Raw genomic sequence first — 19,751 nt, 5'->3', positions numbered from 1 at the left:
CACATCTGCGCCGAATCGGCGGTCCATACCGCCGGTACGCCGTGCGGCGGGGGATGATCGCCGCAGACGGCGTTACAATTCACCCTGCCCACGCGCCACGGACCGCCAGCGACCGGCCGGTCCGGGACACGGGGGTCCCTCAACGACTCGCCCGGCACGGCGTTCCGTGCTGCGCCGGACGACCCGGCCGTGCTCGCTCTTCGCCTCCGGAAGGTCATTCGTGACAGAACCCCGCCAGACCGGCGCCGACGTTCGCTCGCTCACCGACACCCTGATCGCCCACGCGCAGAGCGCCGGCGGCCAGCTCACGTCGGCCCAGCTCGCGCGCACCGTCGAGTCCGCTGAGGTGACCCCGGCCCAGGCCAAGAAGATCCTGCGTGCGCTCTCCGATGCGGGGGTGACGGTGGTCGTGGACGGCTCTGCCAGCACCCGCCGCCGGGTGGCCGCCGCCCGGTCCGCCACGCCGGCTTCCCGGGCCACCACCGCCAAGACCACCAAGAGCGCCGCCGCGCCCGCCCCGAAGCAGGCGCCGGCCGCCGAGGAGGTCCCGGCCCCCGCCCCGCGGAAGGCGACCGCGCGCAAGGCCGCCGGCACCACCGCGGAGGGGGCCGCCAAGGCCGCCGCCCCGGCGAAGGCCACCAAGGCGACCCGGGCCACCAAGGCGACCGTGGCGGCGAAGACCGCCGGGGCGAAGCCGGCGAAGGCCGGTCCGAAGGGCGAGGGCTCCGAGGGCGACATCGACCCGGAGGAGCTGGCCGCCGAGATCGAGGACGTGGTGGTCGACGAGCCGGCCGAGCTGACCCGGGCCGCCGAGGCCGACGCGGCCAACTCCGCCAACGACAACGACTTCGAGTGGGACGACGAGGAGTCCGAGGCGCTCAAGCAGGCGCGCCGCGACGCCGAGTTGACCGCCTCCGCCGACTCTGTGCGGGCCTACCTGAAGCAGATCGGCAAGGTGCCGCTGCTCAACGCGGAGCAGGAGGTCGAGCTCGCCAAGCGGATCGAGGCCGGCCTCTACGCCGCCGAGCGGCTGCGCGCCGCCGAGGAGGGCGAGGAGAAGCTCACCCGGGACATGCAGCGCGACCTGATGTGGATCTCCCGGGACGGCGAGCGGGCCAAGAACCACCTGCTGGAGGCGAACCTCCGGCTGGTCGTCTCGCTGGCCAAGCGCTACACCGGCCGCGGCATGGCCTTCCTCGACCTGATCCAGGAGGGCAACCTCGGCCTGATCCGCGCGGTCGAGAAGTTCGACTACACCAAGGGCTACAAGTTCTCCACCTACGCCACCTGGTGGATCCGCCAGGCCATCACCCGCGCCATGGCCGACCAGGCCCGCACCATCCGCATCCCGGTGCACATGGTCGAGGTGATCAACAAGCTCGGCCGGATCCAGCGCGAGCTGCTCCAGGACCTGGGTCGCGAGCCCACCCCGGAGGAGCTGGCCAAGGAGATGGACATCACACCGGAGAAGGTGCTGGAGATCCAGCAGTACGCCCGGGAGCCCATCTCGCTGGACCAGACCATCGGCGACGAGGGCGACAGCCAGCTCGGTGACTTCATCGAGGACTCGGAGGCCGTGGTCGCGGTCGACGCGGTCTCGTTCTCGCTGCTGCAGGACCAGCTCCAGCAGGTCCTGCAGACGCTGTCCGAGCGTGAGGCCGGCGTGGTACGCCTCCGCTTCGGCCTCACCGACGGCCAACCGCGCACCCTGGACGAGATCGGCCAGGTGTACGGCGTGACCCGGGAGCGCATCCGGCAGATCGAATCCAAGACGATGTCCAAGTTGCGGCACCCCTCGCGTTCCCAGGTGCTCCGCGACTACCTGGACTGACCGCCACACGTCAACCAGTCGTGTCGGTTTGATCACCAGCCGTAGAACACTCACCGGTGACCTGACGGTTGCCTGTTTGTGATCGTTGACGTGGCACCCTTGGTGCACGGCACACTGTCTCCCACGCCAGGTGTGACCTCCGTCCCCGACGGGCACACAGGGAAGGCAGGGCCCGAGAAGGGTGTTGCACGATAGGTGAGCAACCGAAGAGAGTGTTCATCGGTGACGACCAGAGGAGGAAGGCGATGACCCCGACCCTCACGCCGCCGCCCGAGACGGTGAGCCCCCCGGCCGCCGATGAACGGTGCGACCGCTGCAATGCTGCCGGCAAGCTCCGGATCACTCTGGCGGGTGGGAGCGAGCTGGTGTTCTGTGGGCACCACGCGAACAAGTACGCGGAGGATCTCGTGAAGATCACCGTGCGGTACGCGTCGGACCCGGAGTTCAGCTGGCGTGGCGCCGATCTGATGGCGAACTGAGAATCCGCAACCCGACATAAGCCGGCCGGAGGCACCGAAAGGTGCCTCCGGCCGGCTTTTTCGGCCCGATGTCCGCACCTGGACCCGATGTCCCGGCTGTCGCGTTACCTACCCGGCGGGGCGAGCTGCGTGACTCGTGCCTCGGGGTACGGGCTGGAGGCTCGCCCTGGTTGGCCGGTCCTGGCTGGCCTGTCCTCGGTCCGCCGGGTGTGTGCTCAAGGCGCGCTTTCGCCGAAAGTGGGCCCTCGCGGCGCTCTGAGGGGCCACTTTCCCCGAAAGTGTCGCGCGTGGTGGGGCAGGGCGCGGTGAGCGACTTCGTGTGCGGTATGTGGCGGTGTCGTTGGGTGATGGATACCGCCGCTTGCGGAGTGGATCAACAGAGGGCGTCGGCATCACAGCCAGCCCCACCCACAGAACCGGCCCCCACCGCCTGAGGGCCACCCCCAGGGCGTTGATCAAGAAGTTTGGGTCGAAACTCGGCCCGGACCGGACGCGAACCTCTTGATCAAGCCGCTGGACCGTGGGTGGGTGGGTGGGGTTAGAGGGTTTGGACGGTGGCGATGCGCTCTTCGAGCTGCTCGATGGTGGCCTGGGCGCTCGGCGGGCCGCCGCAGATCCGGCGCAGCTCGGCGTGGATCTTGCCGTGCGGCTGCCCGGTCCGGTGGTGCTGGGCGGCCACCAGCGCGTTCAACTGCCGCCGCAGCGCGACCCGGCGCTGGGCGGCGCTCATCGGCGGCGCGGGCGCCTCGGCGGCCGGCTCAGCGGTCCGCTCGGCGGCCCTGCGCCGCTGCGCGGCCAGCTGCTCGGCCTGCCGCTTGCTCAGCAGCATCGCGACCTGGTCCGCGGTGAGCAGCCCGGGGAGGCCGAGATATTCCTCCTCCTCCGGGGTGCCGGCCTGGGCGGCGGTGCCGAACGACGCGCCGTCGAAGATCACCTGGTCCAGCTCGGCGGTCGCGGAGAGCGCCGCGAACCTCTTCTCCAGCTCGCCGCTGGCCTGGTCGTCCCGCTGGGCGCGCTCCAGCAGGTCGTCGTCGAAGCCGTCGGGGTCCTTCGCCTTGCCGAGCACGTGGTCCCGCTCGGCCTCCATCTCGCTGGCCAGCCCCAGCAGGTGCGGCACGCTGGGCAGGAAGACCGAGGCGGTCTCGCCGGGCCGCCGGGCCCGGACGAACCGGCCGATGGCCTGCGCGAAGTAGAGCGGGGTGCTGGCGCTGGTCGCATACACGCCCACGGCCAGCCGGGGGATGTCGACCCCCTCGGAGACCATCCGGACCGCGACCAGCCAGCGCTGCTCGGACGCCGCGAACGTCGCGATCCGCGCGGACGCTCCCTGGTCGTCGGAGAGCACCACCGCGGCCCTCTCGCCGGTCACCTGCTCGATCAGCTTCGCGTACGAGCGGGCGGCCTGCTGGTCGCTGGCGATCACCAGCCCGCCCGCGTCGGGCATGCCGGCGTTGCGCAGCACGGTCAGCCGGGCGTCGGCGGCCCGCAGCACCTGCGGCATCCAGTCGCCGGCCGGGTCCAGCGCGGTACGCCAGGCCTGCGCGACGAGGTCCTGGGTCATCGGCTCGCCCAGCCGGGCGGCCAGCTCCTCCCCGGCGTTGGTGCGCCACCGGGTCTCCCCGGAGTACGCCAGGAACAGCACCGGCCGGACCACGCCGTCGCGCAGCGCGTCGGAGTAGCCGTAGACGGAGTCGGCGCGGGACCGGAGCAGGCCGTCCCCGCCCCGCTCGTAGGCGACGAACGGGATCGGGTTGTCGTCGGAGCGGAACGGCGTGCCGGTGAGCATCAGCCGGCGTACGGCGGGCTCGAAGGCCGCCTTGACGCCGTCGCCCCAGGTCCGGGAGTCGCCGGCGTGGTGGATCTCGTCCAGGATGATCAGCGTGCGCCGGGTCATGGTGCGCCGCCGGTGCACCTGCGGTGCCATGCCGACCTGGGCGTACGTGACGACGGCGCCGTGGAAGTCGGCGGCGGAGTGCAGGTCGGCGTTGCGGAAGGCGGCGTCGAGCTGGATGCCGACCCGGGCGGCGGACTGCGCCCACTGGGTCTTCAGGTGCTCGGTCGGGGCGACCACGGTGACGGCCTCGACGGTGCCGTCGTTCAGCAGCTCGGCGGCGATCCGCAGGGCGAAGGTGGTCTTGCCGGCGCCGGGCGTGGCGACGGTGGTGAAGTCCTCGGTGCGTCGACGCAGGTACTCCACCATCGCCTTGCGTTGCCAGGCACGCAGGGGTGGGAACGTCTCGAGCGCCGGCAACCGCGGTGCCACGCGTAGCTCCTCTCCGACCGCACGACGGCGGGCCCCGGCCGAGGGCCACGGGTTCCGCCGCCCATGAAAACGCCTCCGCGCAGAACGTGCCGCGAAGGCCGACTCAGCATAACCAGCGGGGCCCTTTCTCCCCACTCGACGCCACGCTGGTCACATCCGCCCACCCCGCGCGGTGGCGGCTCAGCCCTGCGCGCCGCGGGTGCCGGTGCGGGGCGGGCGCAGCGTGGCGACCGGGGCGGACCAGCGCCGCCGCAGCGAGACCAGCCGCAGCACGAAGACGAAGGCGGCCGCGACGATCAGCCCGGCCGTGTGTGCCTGTCCGTACGCCGACAGCAGCGCCACCACCACCGACCCGGCCAGCGCGGCGAGGGCGTAGATCTCCCGGCGCAGCACCACCGGGATCTCGCCGGTGAGCAGGTCGCGCCCCAGACCGCCGCCGATCGCGGTGAGCATGCCGATCATGCAGGCGCCGACCGCCGGGACGTGCGCGTCGAGAGCCTTGAGCGTGCCGGTGACGGTGAACAGCCCGAGACCGGCCGCGTCGAGCACCAGCACGGTGGTGCGCAGCCGGGCGAACTGCGGGTGCAGCCAGAAGACGGCGGCGGCGGTGGCCGTCGCGGTGACCGCGTACCGCCAGTCGGCGAAGGCCAGGGGCGGGACCTCGTTGATGACCAGGTCCCGGAAGATCCCACCGCCGAGGGCGGCGACGACGCCGACGAAGGCCACCCCGAAGAGGTCGAGTCGTTTGGCCACGGCCGCCGAGGCCCCGGAGGCGGCGAACACCGCAACCCCGGTGAGGTCGGCGACGAGCAGGGCGGTGGAGGTGGTCACCGGCGAAGGTTACGTGGGCGGGCGGCGGAGCCGCCCGCGGTCACGCGGCCCAGGAGTCGTAGATCTCCTTGCACTTCGGGCAGACCGGCGAACCCGGCTTGGCCGCCTTGGTGACCGGGAAGGTCTCCCCGCACAGCGCGATGACGAACGTGCCCATGACCGCGCTCTCGGCGATCTTGTCCTTGCGGACGTAGTGGAACATCTCCGGGCCGGTGTCGGCGTCCTTCACCTCGGGACGCTCGAGAACCTGTGTGCTCACTGCTACACCTCCAAATTTCCAGTTTGGCAGCTTCTCCGGGGCCGGTCCACCGCAGGTCACCGAAGAGCGGCCCGTACCGTAACGGAAGTGACCACCTTTCACATCCATTTCGGGACCGAGGTGGCCGACGCCCTGCGCGCCGGACGCCCGATCGTCGCCCTGGAGAGCACCATCGTCTCGCACGGCCTGCCCCGGCCGGACAACCTGCTGGTGGCGCGGCAGATCGAGCAGGCCGTTCGGGACGCGGGCGCCGTCCCGGCCACCATCGGCATGGTCGCCGGCGAGCTGATCGTCGGCCTGGATGACGCGCAGCTGACCCGGCTCGCCACGGTCGACGGGGTGAGCAAACTGTCCGTACGCGATCTCGCGGTGGCCGCCGCGACCGGCGCGGACGGCGCCACCACGGTGGCCGCCACCAGCGCGGTGGCCGCGGCGGCCGGGATCGGGGTGTTCGCCACCGGTGGCCTTGGCGGGGTGCACCGGGAGGCGGCCCAGACCTTCGACGAGTCCGCCGACCTGGTCACCCTGGCCCGGACGCCGATCGCGGTGGTCTGCGCCGGCGTGAAGTCGATCCTCGACGTGGGCGCCACGCTGGAGCGGCTGGAGACCCTGGGCGTGAGCGTGGTCGGCTACCGGACCCGCCGCTTCCCCGGCTTCTACCTCACCGACGCCGGCTTCGACCTGGACTGGTCGGTGGAGTCGCCGGAGCAGGTGGCCGACGTGCTCGTCGCCCGGGAACAGCAGGGCGTGCACCAGGGCGGGCTGATCGTGGCGAACCCGCTCCCGGTCGACCAGCAACTCGACCCGGCGCTGCACGACCGTACCCTCGCCGAGGGGCTGGCCATGCTGGCCCGCGAGGGTGTGACCGGCAAGGCCGTCACGCCGTTCCTGCTCGCCCATTTCCACTCGGCCACCGAGGGCGCCAGCCTGGCGGTGAACGTGCGGATCATCCTGCGCAACGCCGAGCTTGCGGCACGGATCGCGGTCGCCGCGGCGGCCCGGCGTACCGATTCCCCGGCATGAGCGAGGTGGCGGCATGAGCCGGGCGCCCGGCATCGTCGTCGTCGGCGACGTGATCACCGACGTGGTCGCGGTGCTCTCCGGACCCCTGGCGACCGGCTCGGACACCGCGGCCGCGATCCGGTTCAGCGGCGGCGGGCAGGCGGCCAACACCGCCGCCTGGCTGGCCGGTCAGGGTGCCGACGTCATGCTGGTGGCCGCGACCGGCGACGACGAGGCGGGCCGCGACCGGGTCGCCGAGTTGGCGCGGGTCGGGGTGACCTGCGCGGTCGAGCGCCACGAGGGTTACCCGACCGGCACCGTGATCGTGCTCGCTCACGACGGGGACCGCACCATGCTCAGCCAGCGCGGGGCGAACCTGCGGCTGACCGCCGGGCACGTCGACCGGGCCCTGGCGGCGGCGCCCGACGCCGGGCACCTGCACCTGTCCGCGTACACCCTGCTTGACGCCGGGTCGCGCGGCGCGGGACTGCGGGCGCTGGCCGTCGCCCGCGAGCGCGGGCTGACCACCAGCGTCGACGCGGCCTCCGCGGCGCCGCTGCGGCGCGTCGGTGCGGCGGCCTTCCTGGCCTGGGTACGCGACGTCGACCTGCTGCTGGTCAACAGGGACGAGGCGACCGTGCTGGCCGGCGGGCTGGACCCGGCGGCGCAGGCGCGGGCGCTGACCGCGGTGGCCCACCGGGTGGTGGTCAAGCGGGGCGCGGCCGGGGCGGTCTGGGTGGACCGGACCGGGCGGGTGGAGACGGCGTCCGCGCGCGGCGTGCCCGTGGTGGACGTCACCGGGGCCGGGGACGCGTTCGCCTCCGGGCTGCTCCTCGCCTGGCTGGGCGGTGCGGACCCGCGGGCGGCCCTGTCCCGGGCCGGCGACCTCGGCGCGCTCGCCGTCTCCTCGGTCGGCGCCCGCCCCACCCCCTGACGGCGGGCCGGTCCGGGTGTGGGCGCCCGGACCGGTCAGGGCTCGGCGTCGATGACCTTGTGCGGACGTTCCTCGGCCGGGAGCGCCATCGGCGGTGTCTCGTGCCGGGCGTGCAGCTTGTTGCTGAGCCGGTGCTGCTCCTTCGGCGGGCGGTCGTTGGCGAGCAGAACCGCCAGCCACGGAATGAGCACCATCCCGAGGCCGCACAGCGGCAGCCAGAGCCAGAGCAGGGGTGCCTTCGCGCCGACCAGGATCGCACCGGCCACCAGGCACGCGACCCGGATGCCCATCATCAGCACGTAGCGCTTCTGCCGGCTGTTGAGCTGGTCGTCCTGGCTGCGCGCGGCGTCGGTGATCAGGATCGGCTCGTACGCCTGACGCTTCACCACGGCCTCCTCAAGGGGTTACCCCTCATCCTGTCACTCCGCGCGGATGATCGGCGAAAATCGCCTGGAGCCGGGCGCGTGTTACGCGCGTGGTACGCTCGGGCCATGGCCAACCGGTTCAGCTTCACCGACGAGGCGCTGGCCAACCTGCGGGTCTACGACGTCACGCCCGGGGAAGTCTGGGAGGCCCTGCACAGCACGCGACGGGTCATCCGGCACCTCGGAGACGACGTGATGGTGGTCTACGCGACCGACCACCGAGGGCGACGCCTCGCCGTGCTGCTGGCCGAGGCGGATGGCACCGACAACGACTGGGACATCCTCTCCGCCCGCGAACTGAGCGACGTCGAGGCCAAGCGCTACGACGAGGCGGTACGGAGATCACGCCGACGAGGAGGCGGTCACGATGCACCGTAACGAGGCGACCAAGCGGTTCCACGACGGCGGCGACGCCCTCGCCGACCTGATCGACGAGACACAGCCGGCGGAGCTGCCCACCCCCGACACCGACGTGCCGATGGTCAGCCGCTCGGTACGCCTTCCGCTGGAGACGTACGAACGGGTCCGGACGGCCGCCGAGGCGCGCGGCATCGGCGTGACCACGCTGATGCGGCAGTGGATCGAGGCCGGCCTGGCCGACCTGGACGACTCGGCGACGGTCTCCCTGGCCGACGTCCGGCGGGCGCTCGCCGCGCTCTCCCGCCCGACCGCCGCCTGACCGCCGTCCGACCCGTCCGACCACGGCCCCGACGCTGCCTGACGCGGCCGGTGCGGCCGGCCGTCAGATCGGCGGCGCGGGCTGCTCCGGCGGCCGGCCCCGCGTCAGCTCTTCGCCGCCTTCGCCTCGGCCTTCATCAGCTGCTTGTACTCCCGGACCCGGCGCAGCGACTCGGGATCGGTCACGTCGGCCACCGACCGGTACGCCTCCGCGTCGCCGTACCCGCCGGCGGCCTCCCGCCAGCCGTCCGGGGTGATGCCGAACCGCTTACCGAGCAGGGCCACGAAGATCTGCGCCTTCTCCTTGCCGAAGCCAGGCAGCTCGCCGACCCGGCGCAGCAGCTCCCGGCCGTCGGTCACGTCGGACCAGAGCCGGGCCGGGTCGCCGTCGTACCGGTCGACCAGGACCTGGCACACCTCCTGGACCCGGGCCGCCATGGCCTTGGGGAACCGGTGCAGGGCCGGCGGCTGGGCGAAGAGGGCGACCAGGGCCTCCGGGGCGTACCCGGCCAGCTCCCGGGCGTCCGGCTCGTGGCCCAGCCGCTGCGCGAGGACGTACGGGGAGGAGAACGCCTTCTCCATCGGCACCTGCTGGTCGAGCACCATGCCGAGGAGCAGCGCGAGCGGGCTGCGGGCCAGCAGTTCGTTGGCCTGCGGGTCGATGGGCAGGGAGAGCGTCATGCCTCCATCCTGCCGGTCGGGCCGCCGCTCGCCGAGCCGACTCCCCGCGCCACGCGACGCGGCCCGGTGGACAGGGGTGAGGTCCACCGGGCCGCGGGCGGGCGGGTCGTCAGTTGACGACGAACAGCAGCCGGTTCGGCGAGCCGGAGCCGGCGTTGGTCACCTTGCTGGCGGTGGAGTTGGTAGTCAAGTAGCTGGTCACCTGCGCCGGGGTGTACGACGGGTTGGCGCTGAGCACGAGCGCCGCCGCGCCGGCCACGTGCGGCGTGGCCATCGAGGTGCCGCTGATCGTGTTGGTGGCCGTGTCGCTGGTGCTCCAGTCCGAGGTGATCGACGAGCCGGGCGCGAAGATGTCCAGGCAGGAGCCGTAGTTGGAGTACGAGGCGCGGGCATCGGTGCTGGTGGTGGCGCCGACGGTGATCGCCGAGGCGACCCGGGCCGGCGAGTAGCTGCACGCGTTGGCGCTGGAGTTGCCGGCCGCGATGGCGTACGTGACGCCGGAGGCGATCGAGTTGGCCACCGCGTTGTCGAGGCTGGTGCTGGCGCCGCCGCCGAGGCTCATGTTGGCCACGGCCGGCTTGACCGCGTTCGCGGTCACCCAGTTGACGCCGCTCACCACGCCGGTGGTGCTGCCGCTGCCGGCGCAGTTGAGCACCTTCACCGCGACGAGTCGGACGCCCTTGGCGACGCCGTACGTGTTGCCGCCGACCGTGCCGGCGACGTGCGTGCCGTGGCCGTTGCAGTCGGTGTTGTTGGTGTCCACCGTGTTGGCGCCCCAGCTCGCCCGGCCGCCGAAGTCGCTGTGCGTGATCCGGATGCCGGTGTCGATGATGTACGCCCGCACGTTGGTGGCCGTGTTCGGGTAGGTGTAGGTGCCGTTCAGCGGCAGGTTGCGCTGGTCGATCCGGTCCAGCCCCCACGTCGCGCCGGTCTGGGTGCCCTGGGTGGTCACCACCCGGTCCTGCTCGACGTACGCCACGGCCGGGTCGGCGGCGAGCCGGCGGGCCTGCGCGGCGCTCATCTTCGCGCTGTAGCCGGTCAGCGCGGCGCTCCAGACCGTGCCGACGTTGCCCCCGTAGCGCTTCGCCAGGGCGGCGGCGCGGTCCGGGACCGCGGAGCGGGCGGCGAGGCTGTTGGCGGCGCCGACCGCGTCGCCCTTGAGTACCACCAGGTAGCTGCCGCTGATGGCGTCCGGGGCGCCGGCGTAGCGCACGTCGCCGGTCGGCGCGGCGAGGGCGGGGGTGGAGGCGGCGGCGGCGAGGGCCGCGGCGGCGGCCGTGACGGCGAGCGCGCGCAGCGCGCGACGCCGAGGAACGGACACGTCGGACATCGTCTGGCTCCCTACCGGGCGCCCGCGCTCGTGACCCGGGCACCCATCGAAGATGTTGGGGGAGATCGTAGCCAGGCATCGACAACCATGAAAGAGATAACCTCCAATCAATTTGTCGCGTGGTATGGATCTCGTGGGTGCCGGGCGATCGGCGCCGCCGGGGAGGCAGGATGGCGACGTGGACCGTCATGACATGCTGCTCTCCCCCGCGGGCGTCGACGCGCTGCGCACCGCGCTGACCCGGGCGCGTTTCACCGCCAACGGCATCGCCGACCGGCTCGGCCCGCAGGCCACCGGCGGCGTGGCCCGCAACGACTTCCGGGCGGCGCTGCGCGCCACCGAGGACCAGGACCCGCTCGCCACCCTGATCCGGGTCTTCATCTGCGACCAGACCGAGCCGGAGCCGGCGGTGGCCGCCGCGCTCGCCCCGCTGGCCGTCGAGGAGGCCGTCGCCGGCGGGATCGTCGAGCGGCACGGCGACGGCCTGCGCGCCGGCGTCGACCTGGAGCCGTACGGGGACGAGTGGTGGGTGCTCGCCGACGTGCCGGCCAGCGCCCGGCCCGGCAAGCCGCTGCACGCCGAGCACGTGCTCGGCATCGGCGGGGCCACCCAGACGCTGATCGGCGCGACCGTCCGCCGTCCGGTGGAGACCGCGCTGGACCTGGGCACCGGCTCCGGCGTCCAGGCCCTGCACCTGTCCACCCACGCCCGGAAGGTCACCGCTACCGACGTCGCGCCGCGGGCGCTGCGCTTCGCCGCCACCACTGCCGCCCTCAACGGGCAGGACTGGGAGCTGCTCCAGGGCGACCTGGTGGCCCCGGTGGCCGGGCGCCGGTTCGACCTGGTGGTCAGCAACCCACCGTTCGTGGTCGGACCCGGCACCACCACACACGTCTACCGGGACTCCGGGCGGGTCGGCGACGCGATCGGCGCCGAGCTGGCCGCCGCCGCCCCGCACCTGCTCACCGAGGGCGGGACGATGCAGTACCTGGCCAACTGGGTGCACGTCACCGGCGAGGAGTGGGACGAGCGGGTGGCCGGCTGGTTCGCCGGCACCGGGCTGGACGCCTGGGTGATCCAGCGGGAGGTGGCCGACCCGATGGCGTACGTCAACCTGTGGCTCACCGACGTCGGGGAGGCCGCCGACCCGCACCGGATGGCGGCCTGGCTGGACTGGTTCGACGCGCACAAGGTGGAGGCGATCGGCTTCGGCATCGTCTCGCTGCGCCGCGCGGGCCACGACCAGCCGATCGTCCGGGTGGAGGACCTGCGCCAGCGGGTGGAGCCGCCGATGGGCGACCGGATCGCCGAGTGGTTCGACCGCCAGGACTGGCTGCGGACCCGCGACACCGACGGGCTGCTGGCCGCCCGCTACCGGGCCGCCGAGGGGCTCCAGCTGCGGCAGGAGGCGACCATGGGCGACGAGGGCTGGGCGGTGGACCGACAGGTCCTCGCCATGCCGCACGGGCTGCGCTGGTCCGAGGAGATCGATCCGCTGGTGCTCGCCCTGGTCGGCGGCGCGGACGGCAAGCTGCCGCTGCGGGACCAGCTCGCCCTGCTCGCCGCCGCGCACGACGTCACCCCGGACGAGCTGGCCGAGGCGGCCGGCCCGATCGTGGCGCACCTGGTCGAGCGCGGCATCATCGAGCCGGTGGTGGCCTGATGCGGGCGGTGGTGCAGACGGTCAGCCGGGCCGGCGTGACCGTCGACGGCGAGGTGGTCGGCGAGATCGCCGACGGTCTGCTGGTGCTGCTCGGGGTCACCCACACCGACACCAGACAGGTGGCGGCCACCATGGCCCGCAAGATCCACGAGCTGCGCATCCTGGACGACGAACGCAGCGCCGCGGACACCGGCGCACCCATCCTCGTGGTCAGCCAGTTCACCCTGTACGGGGACGCCCGCAAGGGCCGCCGGCCGACCTGGACGGCGGCCGCCCCCGCCGAGCAGGCCGAACCCCAGGTGACCGCGGTCGTGGAGGAGCTGCGCGCCCGGGGCGCCAAGGTCGAGACCGGCCGGTTCCGCGCGCACATGCTGGTCGAGAGCGTCAACGTAGGCCCCCGCACCATCCTCCTGGACCTCTAGCCCCTCCTCCCACTCCGTTGATCATGAGGTTGGCGGTCGGTTTGATCTCCGTAGCTGCCGCCAACTTCATGATCAACGCGGCTCTCCGCAGGTCAGGAGAAGAGGCCGCGGCGGCGGAGGGACTGGCGGAGCCAGGCGTCGAGCTGGGCGGTCCAGTCGGTGCGGTCGGCCGTCGCGTGGGCGACGGTGAATCTCCCGAAGGCGTCGCGGCCCTCGGTGAACAGGCCGCCCCGCTTGTCGAGCTCCAGCACCACCTGCACCTGGTGCGGATCCGTCACGAAGGTGACCTCCAACTGGTTGATCGCGTGCGCGTACTGCGGCGCCGGGCGGAACTCGATCTCCTGATAGAACGGCAGGCGCTGGTGCACGCCGTAGAGGTGCCCGCGCTCCACGTCCGCCCGGGCGAACCGGAAGCCCAGCCGCAGCAGCGCCTCCAACAACCGCTCCTGGGCCGGCAGCGGGTGCACCGCCACCGGGTCCAGGTCACCCTTGTCCACCGCCCGGGCCACCTCCAGCTCGGTACGCAGCCCCATCGTCATGCCGTGCAGGTGCTGGCCGTACAGGTCGGTCAGCGGGGTCTCCCAGGGCACCTCGAAGCGGAACGGCACCTCGTACCGCTGCCCCGGGTCCAGCCGGAACGCGCCGGTCACCTGCCGGCGGCCGAACTCCTGGGTGGTGTCGTACTCGTTGTCGCCGCTCTCCACCTCGACCCGGGTGACCAGGCCGAGCGCCACGTACGTGACGTCCACCGGGTGGTCCCCGCCGACCATCTGGATCCGGCCCTCCAGCTGCCCGCCGGGGCGGCAGTTCGGGTTGGTCAGCGCCGTCTCCACCGACGGACCGCCCACGCCCATCGCCTGCATGAGCCGCTTGAAGACCACCGCGTCCTCCGATCGCCTGCGCTGCCGGGCCCCGGTGGCCGGCCGCTGGCACGGTAACCGGGTCGGACAACCGGCACCGGACGTTCCGCACGGATTGCTGTCGGTTCCCCGATCGCCTCACTCCCGTTTCACGCCCCGACCGCCAAGCTGTTTCGTACCGGCACCGCCGCGGCCCGCGGCACGGAACCGGTACGGCACGAAGGACACGGGGAGAGACAGAGATGGCCCAGCAGATGATCGAGCACCAGACCCGCCCGGCTGCCACCATCGACGCCGAGCACGGCACCGACACGCTGACCGACCTGGACGCCACCGACGAGCGCGGCGTCTCCACGGACCTGGTCCGGGCGTACCTGAACGGCATCGGACGCACCAAGCTGCTCACCGCCGCGCAGGAGGTCGAGCTCAGCAAGCGCATCGAGGCCGGCCTGTTCGCCGAGGAGAAGCTGGCCACCTGCACCCCGGTCTCCGCCGAGCTGCGCGCCGACCTGGAGCTGATCGTGGCCGAGGGCCGGGCCGCCAAGGACCACCTGCTGGAGGCGAACCTGCGGCTGGTGGTGAGCATCGCCAAGCGCTACACGGGTCGCGGCATGGCCTTCCTCGACCTGATCCAGGAGGGCAACCTCGGCCTGATCCGCGCGGTCGAGAAGTTCGACTACACCAAGGGCTACAAGTTCTCCACCTACGCCACCTGGTGGATCCGCCAGGCCATCACCCGCGCCATGGCCGACCAGGCCCGCACCATCCGCATCCCGGTGCACATGGTCGAGCAGGTCAACCGGATGGTCCGGGTGCGCCGCGAGCTGTCGGTCACGCTGGGCCGGGAGCCCACCGTCGCCGAGGTGGCGCAGGCGCTGGAGATCCCCGAGTTCCAGGTGATCGAGCTGATCTCGTACGACCGGGAGCCGGTGAGCCTGGACCAGGCGGTCGGCGACGACGGCGAGAGCGCGCTCGGTGACTTCGTCGCCGCGGTGGACCCGCGCGAGGAGCCGGGCGACGCCGCCGCCAACGGCGAGCTGCGCAACGAGGTACGGATCGTGCTGGCCACCCTCTCGCAGCGGGAGCAGGCGGTGATCCGGCTCCGGTTCGGCCTGGACGACGGCCGGCAGCGCACCCTCGACGAGGTGGGTCGCGAGTTCGGCCTGTCCCGGGAGCGGATCCGGCAGATCGAGAAGGTCACCCTGCTGAAGCTGCGCGCGCCGGAGCGGGCCAACCGCCTGGAGGCGTACGCCTGCTGAGCGGGCCCGCCCCAGCGGAGGCCCCGGCGGTTCGCCGGGGCCTCCGCTGCCTGTCCCGGTCGTTGGCCGGGGTGCTTGCCCCAGGCTTCCCTACAAGCGGCGCGGGCCGGTGTCCGGACGGGGCGCCTCGAGACCGGTGCGGACGGTGGCGTGCAGCACGGAGATGCCGTCCGGGCGGGCCAGCACCGGGTTGAGGGTCAGCGAGCGCACCCGGGGCTGCTCGTCGGCGAGCCGCCCGACCCGCACCAGCAGGTCGACCAGGGCCGCCCGGTCCACCGGCACGCCGCCCCGGTGCCCGCGCAGCAGCGGCGCCGCCCGGGGCTCGTCGACCAGCTCGGCGGCGTCCCGGTCGGTCAGCGGCACCGCACGCCAGGCCCGGTCGCCGAGCAGCTCGGTCGCCACGCCGCCCAGCCCGAAGCCGACCACCGGGCCGAACGCCGGGTCCTCCACCAGCTCCACCACACAGGCCACGCCGGGCGGGACCATCGGCTGCACCAGGACGTCCAGGCCGAAGGCGGGGGCCAGCTCGGCGTACGCGCGGCGCAACGCGACCGGGTCGGCCAGGTCGAGGCGGACCGCGCCGAGGTCCAGGCGGTGCCGCAGCCCCGGGGCGGCGGCCTTGAGGGCGACCGGGTAGCCGAGGCGCTCGGCGGCGACCTCGGCCTCGTCGGCCGAGCGCGCCGGCACCGACTCCACCAGGTCGATCCCGTACGCCCCGAGCAGCGCCGCCGGATCCGCGCCGTCGACCCGCAGCGCGGCCTGCCCGGCCGCCCGGTCCACCCGGTTCAGCTCGGGCAGCACCCCGGGCGGGCGGCGCAGCCAGTCGGCGTACGTGGTGACCCGGGCGAGCGCCCGGACCGCCTCCTCCACGCTCGGGTAGGCCGGCACCCCGACGGGCACCCGGCCGGCGAGGAAGGTCGCCACCACCGGCTTGCCGACGGTCGCCGCATCGGGCAGGGCGGCGGTGAAGTCGGCCTCCGGGTCGGTGAGCTGGCCGGGCAGCGGCGGCGCGAAGACGGCCACCACGGCGTCCACCCGCTCGTCGGCGGCGGAGGCGGCGAGCGCGGCGGCGTACTCGCCGGCACCGGCCCGGGGGCCGACGTCGTGCGGGTAGCCGTCGGCCACGGCGAGGCCCTGGGCGGCGCACGCGGTGGCGGCCAACCCGGTCAGCGCCGACGAGTTGCCCACCACGGCGACCCGGCGGCCGGCCGGCAACGGCTGGTGGGCCAGGAGCACGCCGACGTCGAGCAGCTCGGCGACAGTGTCCACCCGGATCACCCCGGACTGGGCGAAGAGCGCGCTGACCGCGGCGGCGTCCAGCGCCGGCCCGTCACCGAGACCCGGCGGGCGAGCCAGCGAGGCGAGCGCCACGATCGGCTTGCTCCGGCCGATCCGCCGGGCCAGCCGGGCGAACTTGCGCGGGTTGCCGAAGGTCTCCAGGTAGAGCGTGATGACGTCGGTGCCGGGGTCGTCCTGCCAGTACTGGAGCAGGTCGTTGCCGGAGACGTCGGCGCGGTTGCCGGCGGAGACGAAGCTGGACAGGCCTAGCCCACGCCGGGACGCCTCGGCGAGCAGGGCCACCCCGAACGCGCCGGACTGGCTGAAGACGCCGACCCGGCCGCGGGCCGGCAGCACCGGGGCGAGCGTGGCGTTGAGCCGTACCGACGGGTCGGTGTTGGCGACGCCGAGGCAGTTCGGGCCGACCACCCGCATGCCGGCCAGGTGCGCGGCGCGGACCAGGGCGCGCTGGGCGGCCGCCCCCGCCGGCCCGGCCTCGGCGAAGCCGGCCGAGATCACCACGAGGCCGTGCGCGCCGGCCCGCGCGGCGTCGGCGACCACGTCGGTCACCGCCTCCGGGGCCACCGCCACCACCGCCAGATCGACGTCGAGCCCGGCATCGGCCGCGGACGGGTACGCGGGCAGCCCGGCCACGGTCGCCGCCGTCGGGTGCACCGGGACGACCGCGCCGGTGAACCCGCCGTCGCGCAGGTGCCCGAGCAGGGCCGCGCCGACGCCCTGCCCGGTGGTGCTCGCGCCGTAGACGGCGATGCCGCGCGGGGCGAGCAGCCGGGCGATCGAGCGGGCCTCGGTCTGGTGCTCGCGGCCGCGCTGCACCTCCAGGGTCGCCTCGGTGGGGGCGATCGGGAAGCTCAGATGCACCACGCCGTCGGCGTACTGGCGCTGGACCTGGTAGCCAAAGTCGGAGAAGACCCGCAGCATCGCCCCGTTGGCGGGGAGCACCTCGGCGACGAAGTGCACGATGCCGAACCGGCGGGCCGTATCGGCCAGGTGCTCCAGCAGCACCGACCCGATCCCCCGGCCCTGGTAGTCGTCCTCCACCACGAAGGCCACCTCGGCCTCCGGCGACCCGGGGCCGAGCCGCTCGTACCGGCCGACCGCGACGATCCGGTCGCCGGCCAGCACCACGAACGCCTCCCGGTCGCGGTGGTCGACGTTGACGAAGCGTTGCAGGTCCCGCTCCGGGATGCGCGGGTACGGCGAGAAGTAGCGCAGGTAGCGGGTGCGCTCGGAGAAGCGCCCGTGCATCGCCACGATCCCCAGCCCGTCGTCGGGCCGGATCTGTCGCAGCTGGACGGTCGTGCCGTCGCTGAGCAGCACGTCCACCGGTTGCTCGACTGTGGTCACCGGTCGGTCCTCCCCTACCGCCGGTCAGTCGCGCGGATCGTGCGGATCGAGCCCGAACAGCGGGAAGACCGACCGGCGACTGGCCGCGATGGCCCGGTCCAGCGCGTTCGGCTCGCCGTTCGGCTGCCACGGCTGATACGCCGGGTCGACGTCGTCGGTCATCCGCAGCGGCACCTCGCGCCCGGGCCGCCGCTTCGCCGCCAACGCCCGCCAGGCGGGCGGGGTGAGCGTGGCCGGGTCGAGGGGCTCCCCGGTGGCCACGGCCAGCAGGTGCGTCCACGCCCGGGGCACCACCTCGACCAGCGCGTACCCCCCGCCGCCGGTGGCCACCCAGCGGCCGTCGCACAGCTCGTCGGCGAGCGCCCGCAGCGCCAGGTAGGTGGCCCGCTGCCCGTCCACGGACAGGCGCAGGTCGGCCAGCGGATCGAGCCGGTGGCCGTCGGCCCCGCACTGGGTGACCAGGAGCTGGGGCCGGAACGCCCGCAGCACCGAGGGCACGATGGCGTGGAAGGCGCGCTGCCAGGCGGCGTCGCCGACGCCCGGCGGCAGCGGCACGTTGACGGCGGTCCCCTCCGCGCCCGGCCCGCCGGTCTCGTCGGGGAACCCGGTGCCCGGGAAGAGCGCCAGCGGGGTCTCGTGCAGGCTGACCGTGAGCACCCGCGGGTCGTGGTAGAAGATCTCCTGCACGCCGTCGCCGTGGTGCACGTCGACGTCCACGTACGCGATCCGCTCCGCGCCCAGGTCGAGCAGGCGGGCGATGGCCACGGCGGGGTCGTTGTAGACGCAGAACCCGGCGGCCCGGTCCGGCATGGCGTGGTGCAGCCCGCCGGCCACGTTGACCGCCCGGCGGGCCTCCCCGCGCCACACCGCCTCGGCGGCGGCCACGCTCGCCCCGGCGACCAGCGCGCTCGACTCGTGCATGCCGTCGAAGACGGGATTGTCCGAGGTGCCCAGTCCGAAACCGGCGAACAGCGGATCGCGCGGGGCGGCCCGCACCGCGTCCAGGTAACGGGGGTCGTGCACCCGGCTCAGCAGCTCGTCGTCGGCCGGCTCCGGCTTGACCAGCCGGACCCCGGGCCGGTCCAGCACGCCGAGTTCGCGGGCCAGCGCGATGGTCAACTCCACCCGGACCGGGTCGAGCGGATGGTCACCCATGTCGTAGGCGAGCAGGGCCTCGTCCCACACCACCACCGTGTCGTCGGCCATGGGCTCATCGTCGCACGGGCGCCCGACCCCGCCCACCGCACGGACCGCTAGCGGCCGGACGGCCCACCGGTGGCCACCGGACGGTCCGGGTCGGCCACCCAGTTGCTCCACGAGCCGATGTACAGGGCGGCGTCCGGCCGACCGGCGAGGTGCAGCGCCAGCACCGCCTGCGCGGCGGTCACCCCGGAGCCGCAGTACGCCCCGACCGGTGCACCCTCGGCAACCCCGGCGGCGGCGAACCGCTCGCGCAGCGCCTCCGCGGCGGGGAACCGGCCGTCGGTGACGTACTCCGGGGCGGGCAGGTTCACCGCGCCCGGCACGTGCCCGGCGACCGGGTCGATCGGCTCGGTCTCGCCCCGGTAGCGCGGGGCGGCCCGCACGTCCAGCAGCACCCCGGCGTCCGCGGCGGCCAGCCGGGCCGCCTCCCCCGCGTCGAGCACGGGCAGCGCGCCCGGCGCGACGGTGACGTCGCCCGGAGCCGGCGCGGGCGCCTCGGTGGAGACGGGCAGCCCGGCGGCGACCCACGCGGGGAAGCCGCCGTGCAGCACCCGCACCGCCCGGTGGCCGGCCCAACGCAGCGTCCACCAGGCCCGGGCGGCGGACATGCCGTCGCCGCCGTCGTACACGACGACGGGGTGACCGGCGCGGACCCCGGCGGCCCGCAGCGCGGCCTGGAGCTCGGCGGGGTCGGGCAGCGGGTGCCGGCCGGCGGCACCCGGCCGGCCGCACAGCTCGGTGTCCAGGTCGACGAAAACGGCGCCCGGCAGGTGGCCGGCCGCGTAGTCGTCCCGGCCGGGCGGCCCGACGAGCCGCCACCGGACGTCGAGCAGGGTGGGCGGGTCGGCGCGGTCGAGCTCGGCGGCGAGCCGGTCGGGCTCGATCAGCAGGTCATCGGTTCCGGACATGCGGTCCAGTCAACACCATCCGGGCATCGACCCCACGGTTCGGCGTCGGCCGATCGTCGCAGCTCCGGGGTAACATC

General features: G+C 73.8%; 19 protein-coding genes. 9 read left to right on the top strand and 10 right to left on the bottom strand.

Going from position 1 to position 19,751, the window contains the following annotated elements:
• Positions 1-220 precede the first annotated feature (220 nt).
• Both ACFYM6_RS17355 and ACFYM6_RS17350 read left to right on the top strand, forming a co-directional pair.
• Complete coding sequence (locus ACFYM6_RS17355) at positions 221-1,831, top strand: RNA polymerase sigma factor (protein ID WP_387276550.1); 1,611 nt, start codon at positions 221-223, stop codon at positions 1,829-1,831.
• Between the two features lie 245 nt (positions 1,832-2,076).
• Positions 2,077-2,310: a hypothetical protein gene (locus ACFYM6_RS17350; RefSeq protein ID WP_013284786.1), complete on the top strand. Its 234-nt coding sequence runs from the start codon at positions 2,077-2,079 to the stop codon at positions 2,308-2,310.
• A gap of 538 nt (positions 2,311-2,848) precedes the next feature.
• On the opposite strand, the gene ACFYM6_RS17345 is transcribed toward ACFYM6_RS17350, so the two are convergent.
• From ACFYM6_RS17345 to ACFYM6_RS17335, 3 genes are all read right to left on the bottom strand, one after another.
• The gene (locus ACFYM6_RS17345; RefSeq protein WP_387276548.1) at positions 2,849-4,573 is read right to left on the bottom strand and encodes a DEAD/DEAH box helicase; all 1,725 of its coding nucleotides are present in this window, start codon (positions 4,571-4,573) and stop codon (positions 2,849-2,851) included.
• A gap of 180 nt (positions 4,574-4,753) precedes the next feature.
• Positions 4,754-5,404, bottom strand: coding sequence for a trimeric intracellular cation channel family protein (locus ACFYM6_RS17340; protein WP_387276546.1), 651 nt, complete (start codon positions 5,402-5,404; stop codon positions 4,754-4,756).
• Positions 5,405-5,444: 40 nt separating this feature from the next.
• Positions 5,445-5,663: a DUF3039 domain-containing protein gene (locus ACFYM6_RS17335; RefSeq protein ID WP_387276544.1), complete on the bottom strand. Its 219-nt coding sequence runs from the start codon at positions 5,661-5,663 to the stop codon at positions 5,445-5,447.
• An 87-nt stretch (positions 5,664-5,750) separates the two neighbouring features.
• Here ACFYM6_RS17335 and ACFYM6_RS17330 point away from each other — a divergent pair, with 87 nt between their 5' ends.
• Both ACFYM6_RS17330 and ACFYM6_RS17325 read left to right on the top strand, forming a co-directional pair.
• The gene (locus ACFYM6_RS17330) at positions 5,751-6,686 is read left to right on the top strand and encodes a pseudouridine-5'-phosphate glycosidase (protein ID WP_387276542.1); all 936 of its coding nucleotides are present in this window, start codon (positions 5,751-5,753) and stop codon (positions 6,684-6,686) included.
• 13 nt (positions 6,687-6,699) lie between these two features.
• On the top strand, positions 6,700-7,599 hold the full coding sequence (locus ACFYM6_RS17325) for a carbohydrate kinase family protein (RefSeq protein ID WP_387276541.1): 900 nt from the start codon (positions 6,700-6,702) through the stop codon (positions 7,597-7,599).
• Positions 7,600-7,634: 35 nt separating this feature from the next.
• Here the strand turns inward: ACFYM6_RS17325 and ACFYM6_RS17320 are convergent, their stop codons facing one another.
• Complete coding sequence (locus tag ACFYM6_RS17320; RefSeq protein WP_387276539.1) at positions 7,635-7,985, bottom strand: DUF3099 domain-containing protein; 351 nt, start codon at positions 7,983-7,985, stop codon at positions 7,635-7,637.
• Between the two features lie 105 nt (positions 7,986-8,090).
• Here ACFYM6_RS17320 and ACFYM6_RS17315 point away from each other — a divergent pair, with 105 nt between their 5' ends.
• Complete coding sequence (locus tag ACFYM6_RS17315; protein ID WP_357433368.1) at positions 8,091-8,402, top strand: hypothetical protein; 312 nt, start codon at positions 8,091-8,093, stop codon at positions 8,400-8,402.
• Entirely contained in the window at positions 8,392-8,703 is a 312-nt protein-coding gene (locus ACFYM6_RS17310) for a hypothetical protein (RefSeq protein WP_387276537.1), read from the top strand. Before ACFYM6_RS17315 ends, ACFYM6_RS17310 begins: the two co-directional genes overlap by 11 nt.
• A 104-nt stretch (positions 8,704-8,807) precedes the next feature.
• On the opposite strand, the gene ACFYM6_RS17305 is transcribed toward ACFYM6_RS17310, so the two are convergent.
• On the bottom strand, positions 8,808-9,383 hold the full coding sequence (locus ACFYM6_RS17305; protein WP_387276535.1) for an HhH-GPD-type base excision DNA repair protein: 576 nt from the start codon (positions 9,381-9,383) through the stop codon (positions 8,808-8,810).
• A gap of 109 nt (positions 9,384-9,492) precedes the next feature.
• Positions 9,493-10,713, bottom strand: a complete 1,221-nt coding sequence (locus tag ACFYM6_RS17300) for a S8 family peptidase (RefSeq protein ID WP_387276533.1) — start codon at positions 10,711-10,713, stop codon at positions 9,493-9,495.
• 178 nt (positions 10,714-10,891) lie between these two features.
• Between ACFYM6_RS17300 and ACFYM6_RS17295 the strand changes: the two genes are divergently transcribed.
• Together ACFYM6_RS17295 and dtd are read left to right on the top strand one after the other, a co-directional pair.
• Positions 10,892-12,376 (top strand): methyltransferase, encoded by a 1,485-nt coding sequence (locus tag ACFYM6_RS17295; protein ID WP_387276531.1) that lies wholly within the window; start codon positions 10,892-10,894, stop codon positions 12,374-12,376.
• Positions 12,376-12,798, top strand: coding sequence for a D-aminoacyl-tRNA deacylase (dtd, locus tag ACFYM6_RS17290; RefSeq protein WP_387276529.1), 423 nt, complete (start codon positions 12,376-12,378; stop codon positions 12,796-12,798). Before ACFYM6_RS17295 ends, dtd begins: the two co-directional genes overlap by 1 nt.
• Positions 12,799-12,890: 92 nt before the next feature.
• On the opposite strand, the gene ACFYM6_RS17285 is transcribed toward dtd, so the two are convergent.
• The gene (locus ACFYM6_RS17285) at positions 12,891-13,679 is read right to left on the bottom strand and encodes a sporulation protein (RefSeq protein WP_387276527.1); all 789 of its coding nucleotides are present in this window, start codon (positions 13,677-13,679) and stop codon (positions 12,891-12,893) included.
• Positions 13,680-13,900: 221 nt separating this feature from the next.
• Here ACFYM6_RS17285 and sigB point away from each other — a divergent pair, with 221 nt between their 5' ends.
• Entirely contained in the window at positions 13,901-14,917 is a 1,017-nt protein-coding gene (sigB, locus tag ACFYM6_RS17280; RefSeq protein WP_387276525.1) for an RNA polymerase sigma factor SigB, read from the top strand.
• A 90-nt stretch (positions 14,918-15,007) separates the two neighbouring features.
• Here the strand turns inward: sigB and ACFYM6_RS17275 are convergent, their stop codons facing one another.
• The 3 genes from ACFYM6_RS17275 to ACFYM6_RS17265 are packed head-to-tail and all read right to left on the bottom strand — an operon-like array spanning position 15,008 to position 19,674.
• Entirely contained in the window at positions 15,008-17,563 is a 2,556-nt protein-coding gene (locus tag ACFYM6_RS17275) for a GNAT family N-acetyltransferase (protein ID WP_387276523.1), read from the bottom strand.
• 24 nt (positions 17,564-17,587) lie between these two features.
• A complete protein-coding gene (locus tag ACFYM6_RS17270) occupies positions 17,588-18,769 on the bottom strand; it encodes an acetoin utilization protein AcuC (RefSeq protein WP_387276521.1) in 1,182 nt (393 codons plus the stop codon).
• Positions 18,770-18,816: 47 nt separating this feature from the next.
• Entirely contained in the window at positions 18,817-19,674 is an 858-nt protein-coding gene (locus ACFYM6_RS17265; RefSeq protein ID WP_387276519.1) for a sulfurtransferase, read from the bottom strand.
• Positions 19,675-19,751: the final 77 nt, after the last annotated feature.

Origin of the sequence: Micromonospora sp. NPDC006431, from assembly GCF_042870725.1 — a bacterium.
Classification (GTDB): domain Bacteria; phylum Actinomycetota; class Actinomycetes; order Mycobacteriales; family Micromonosporaceae; genus Micromonospora.
The sequence above is the reverse complement of the archived record's forward strand: the minus strand, read 5'-3'. Positions and strand labels throughout refer to the sequence as shown.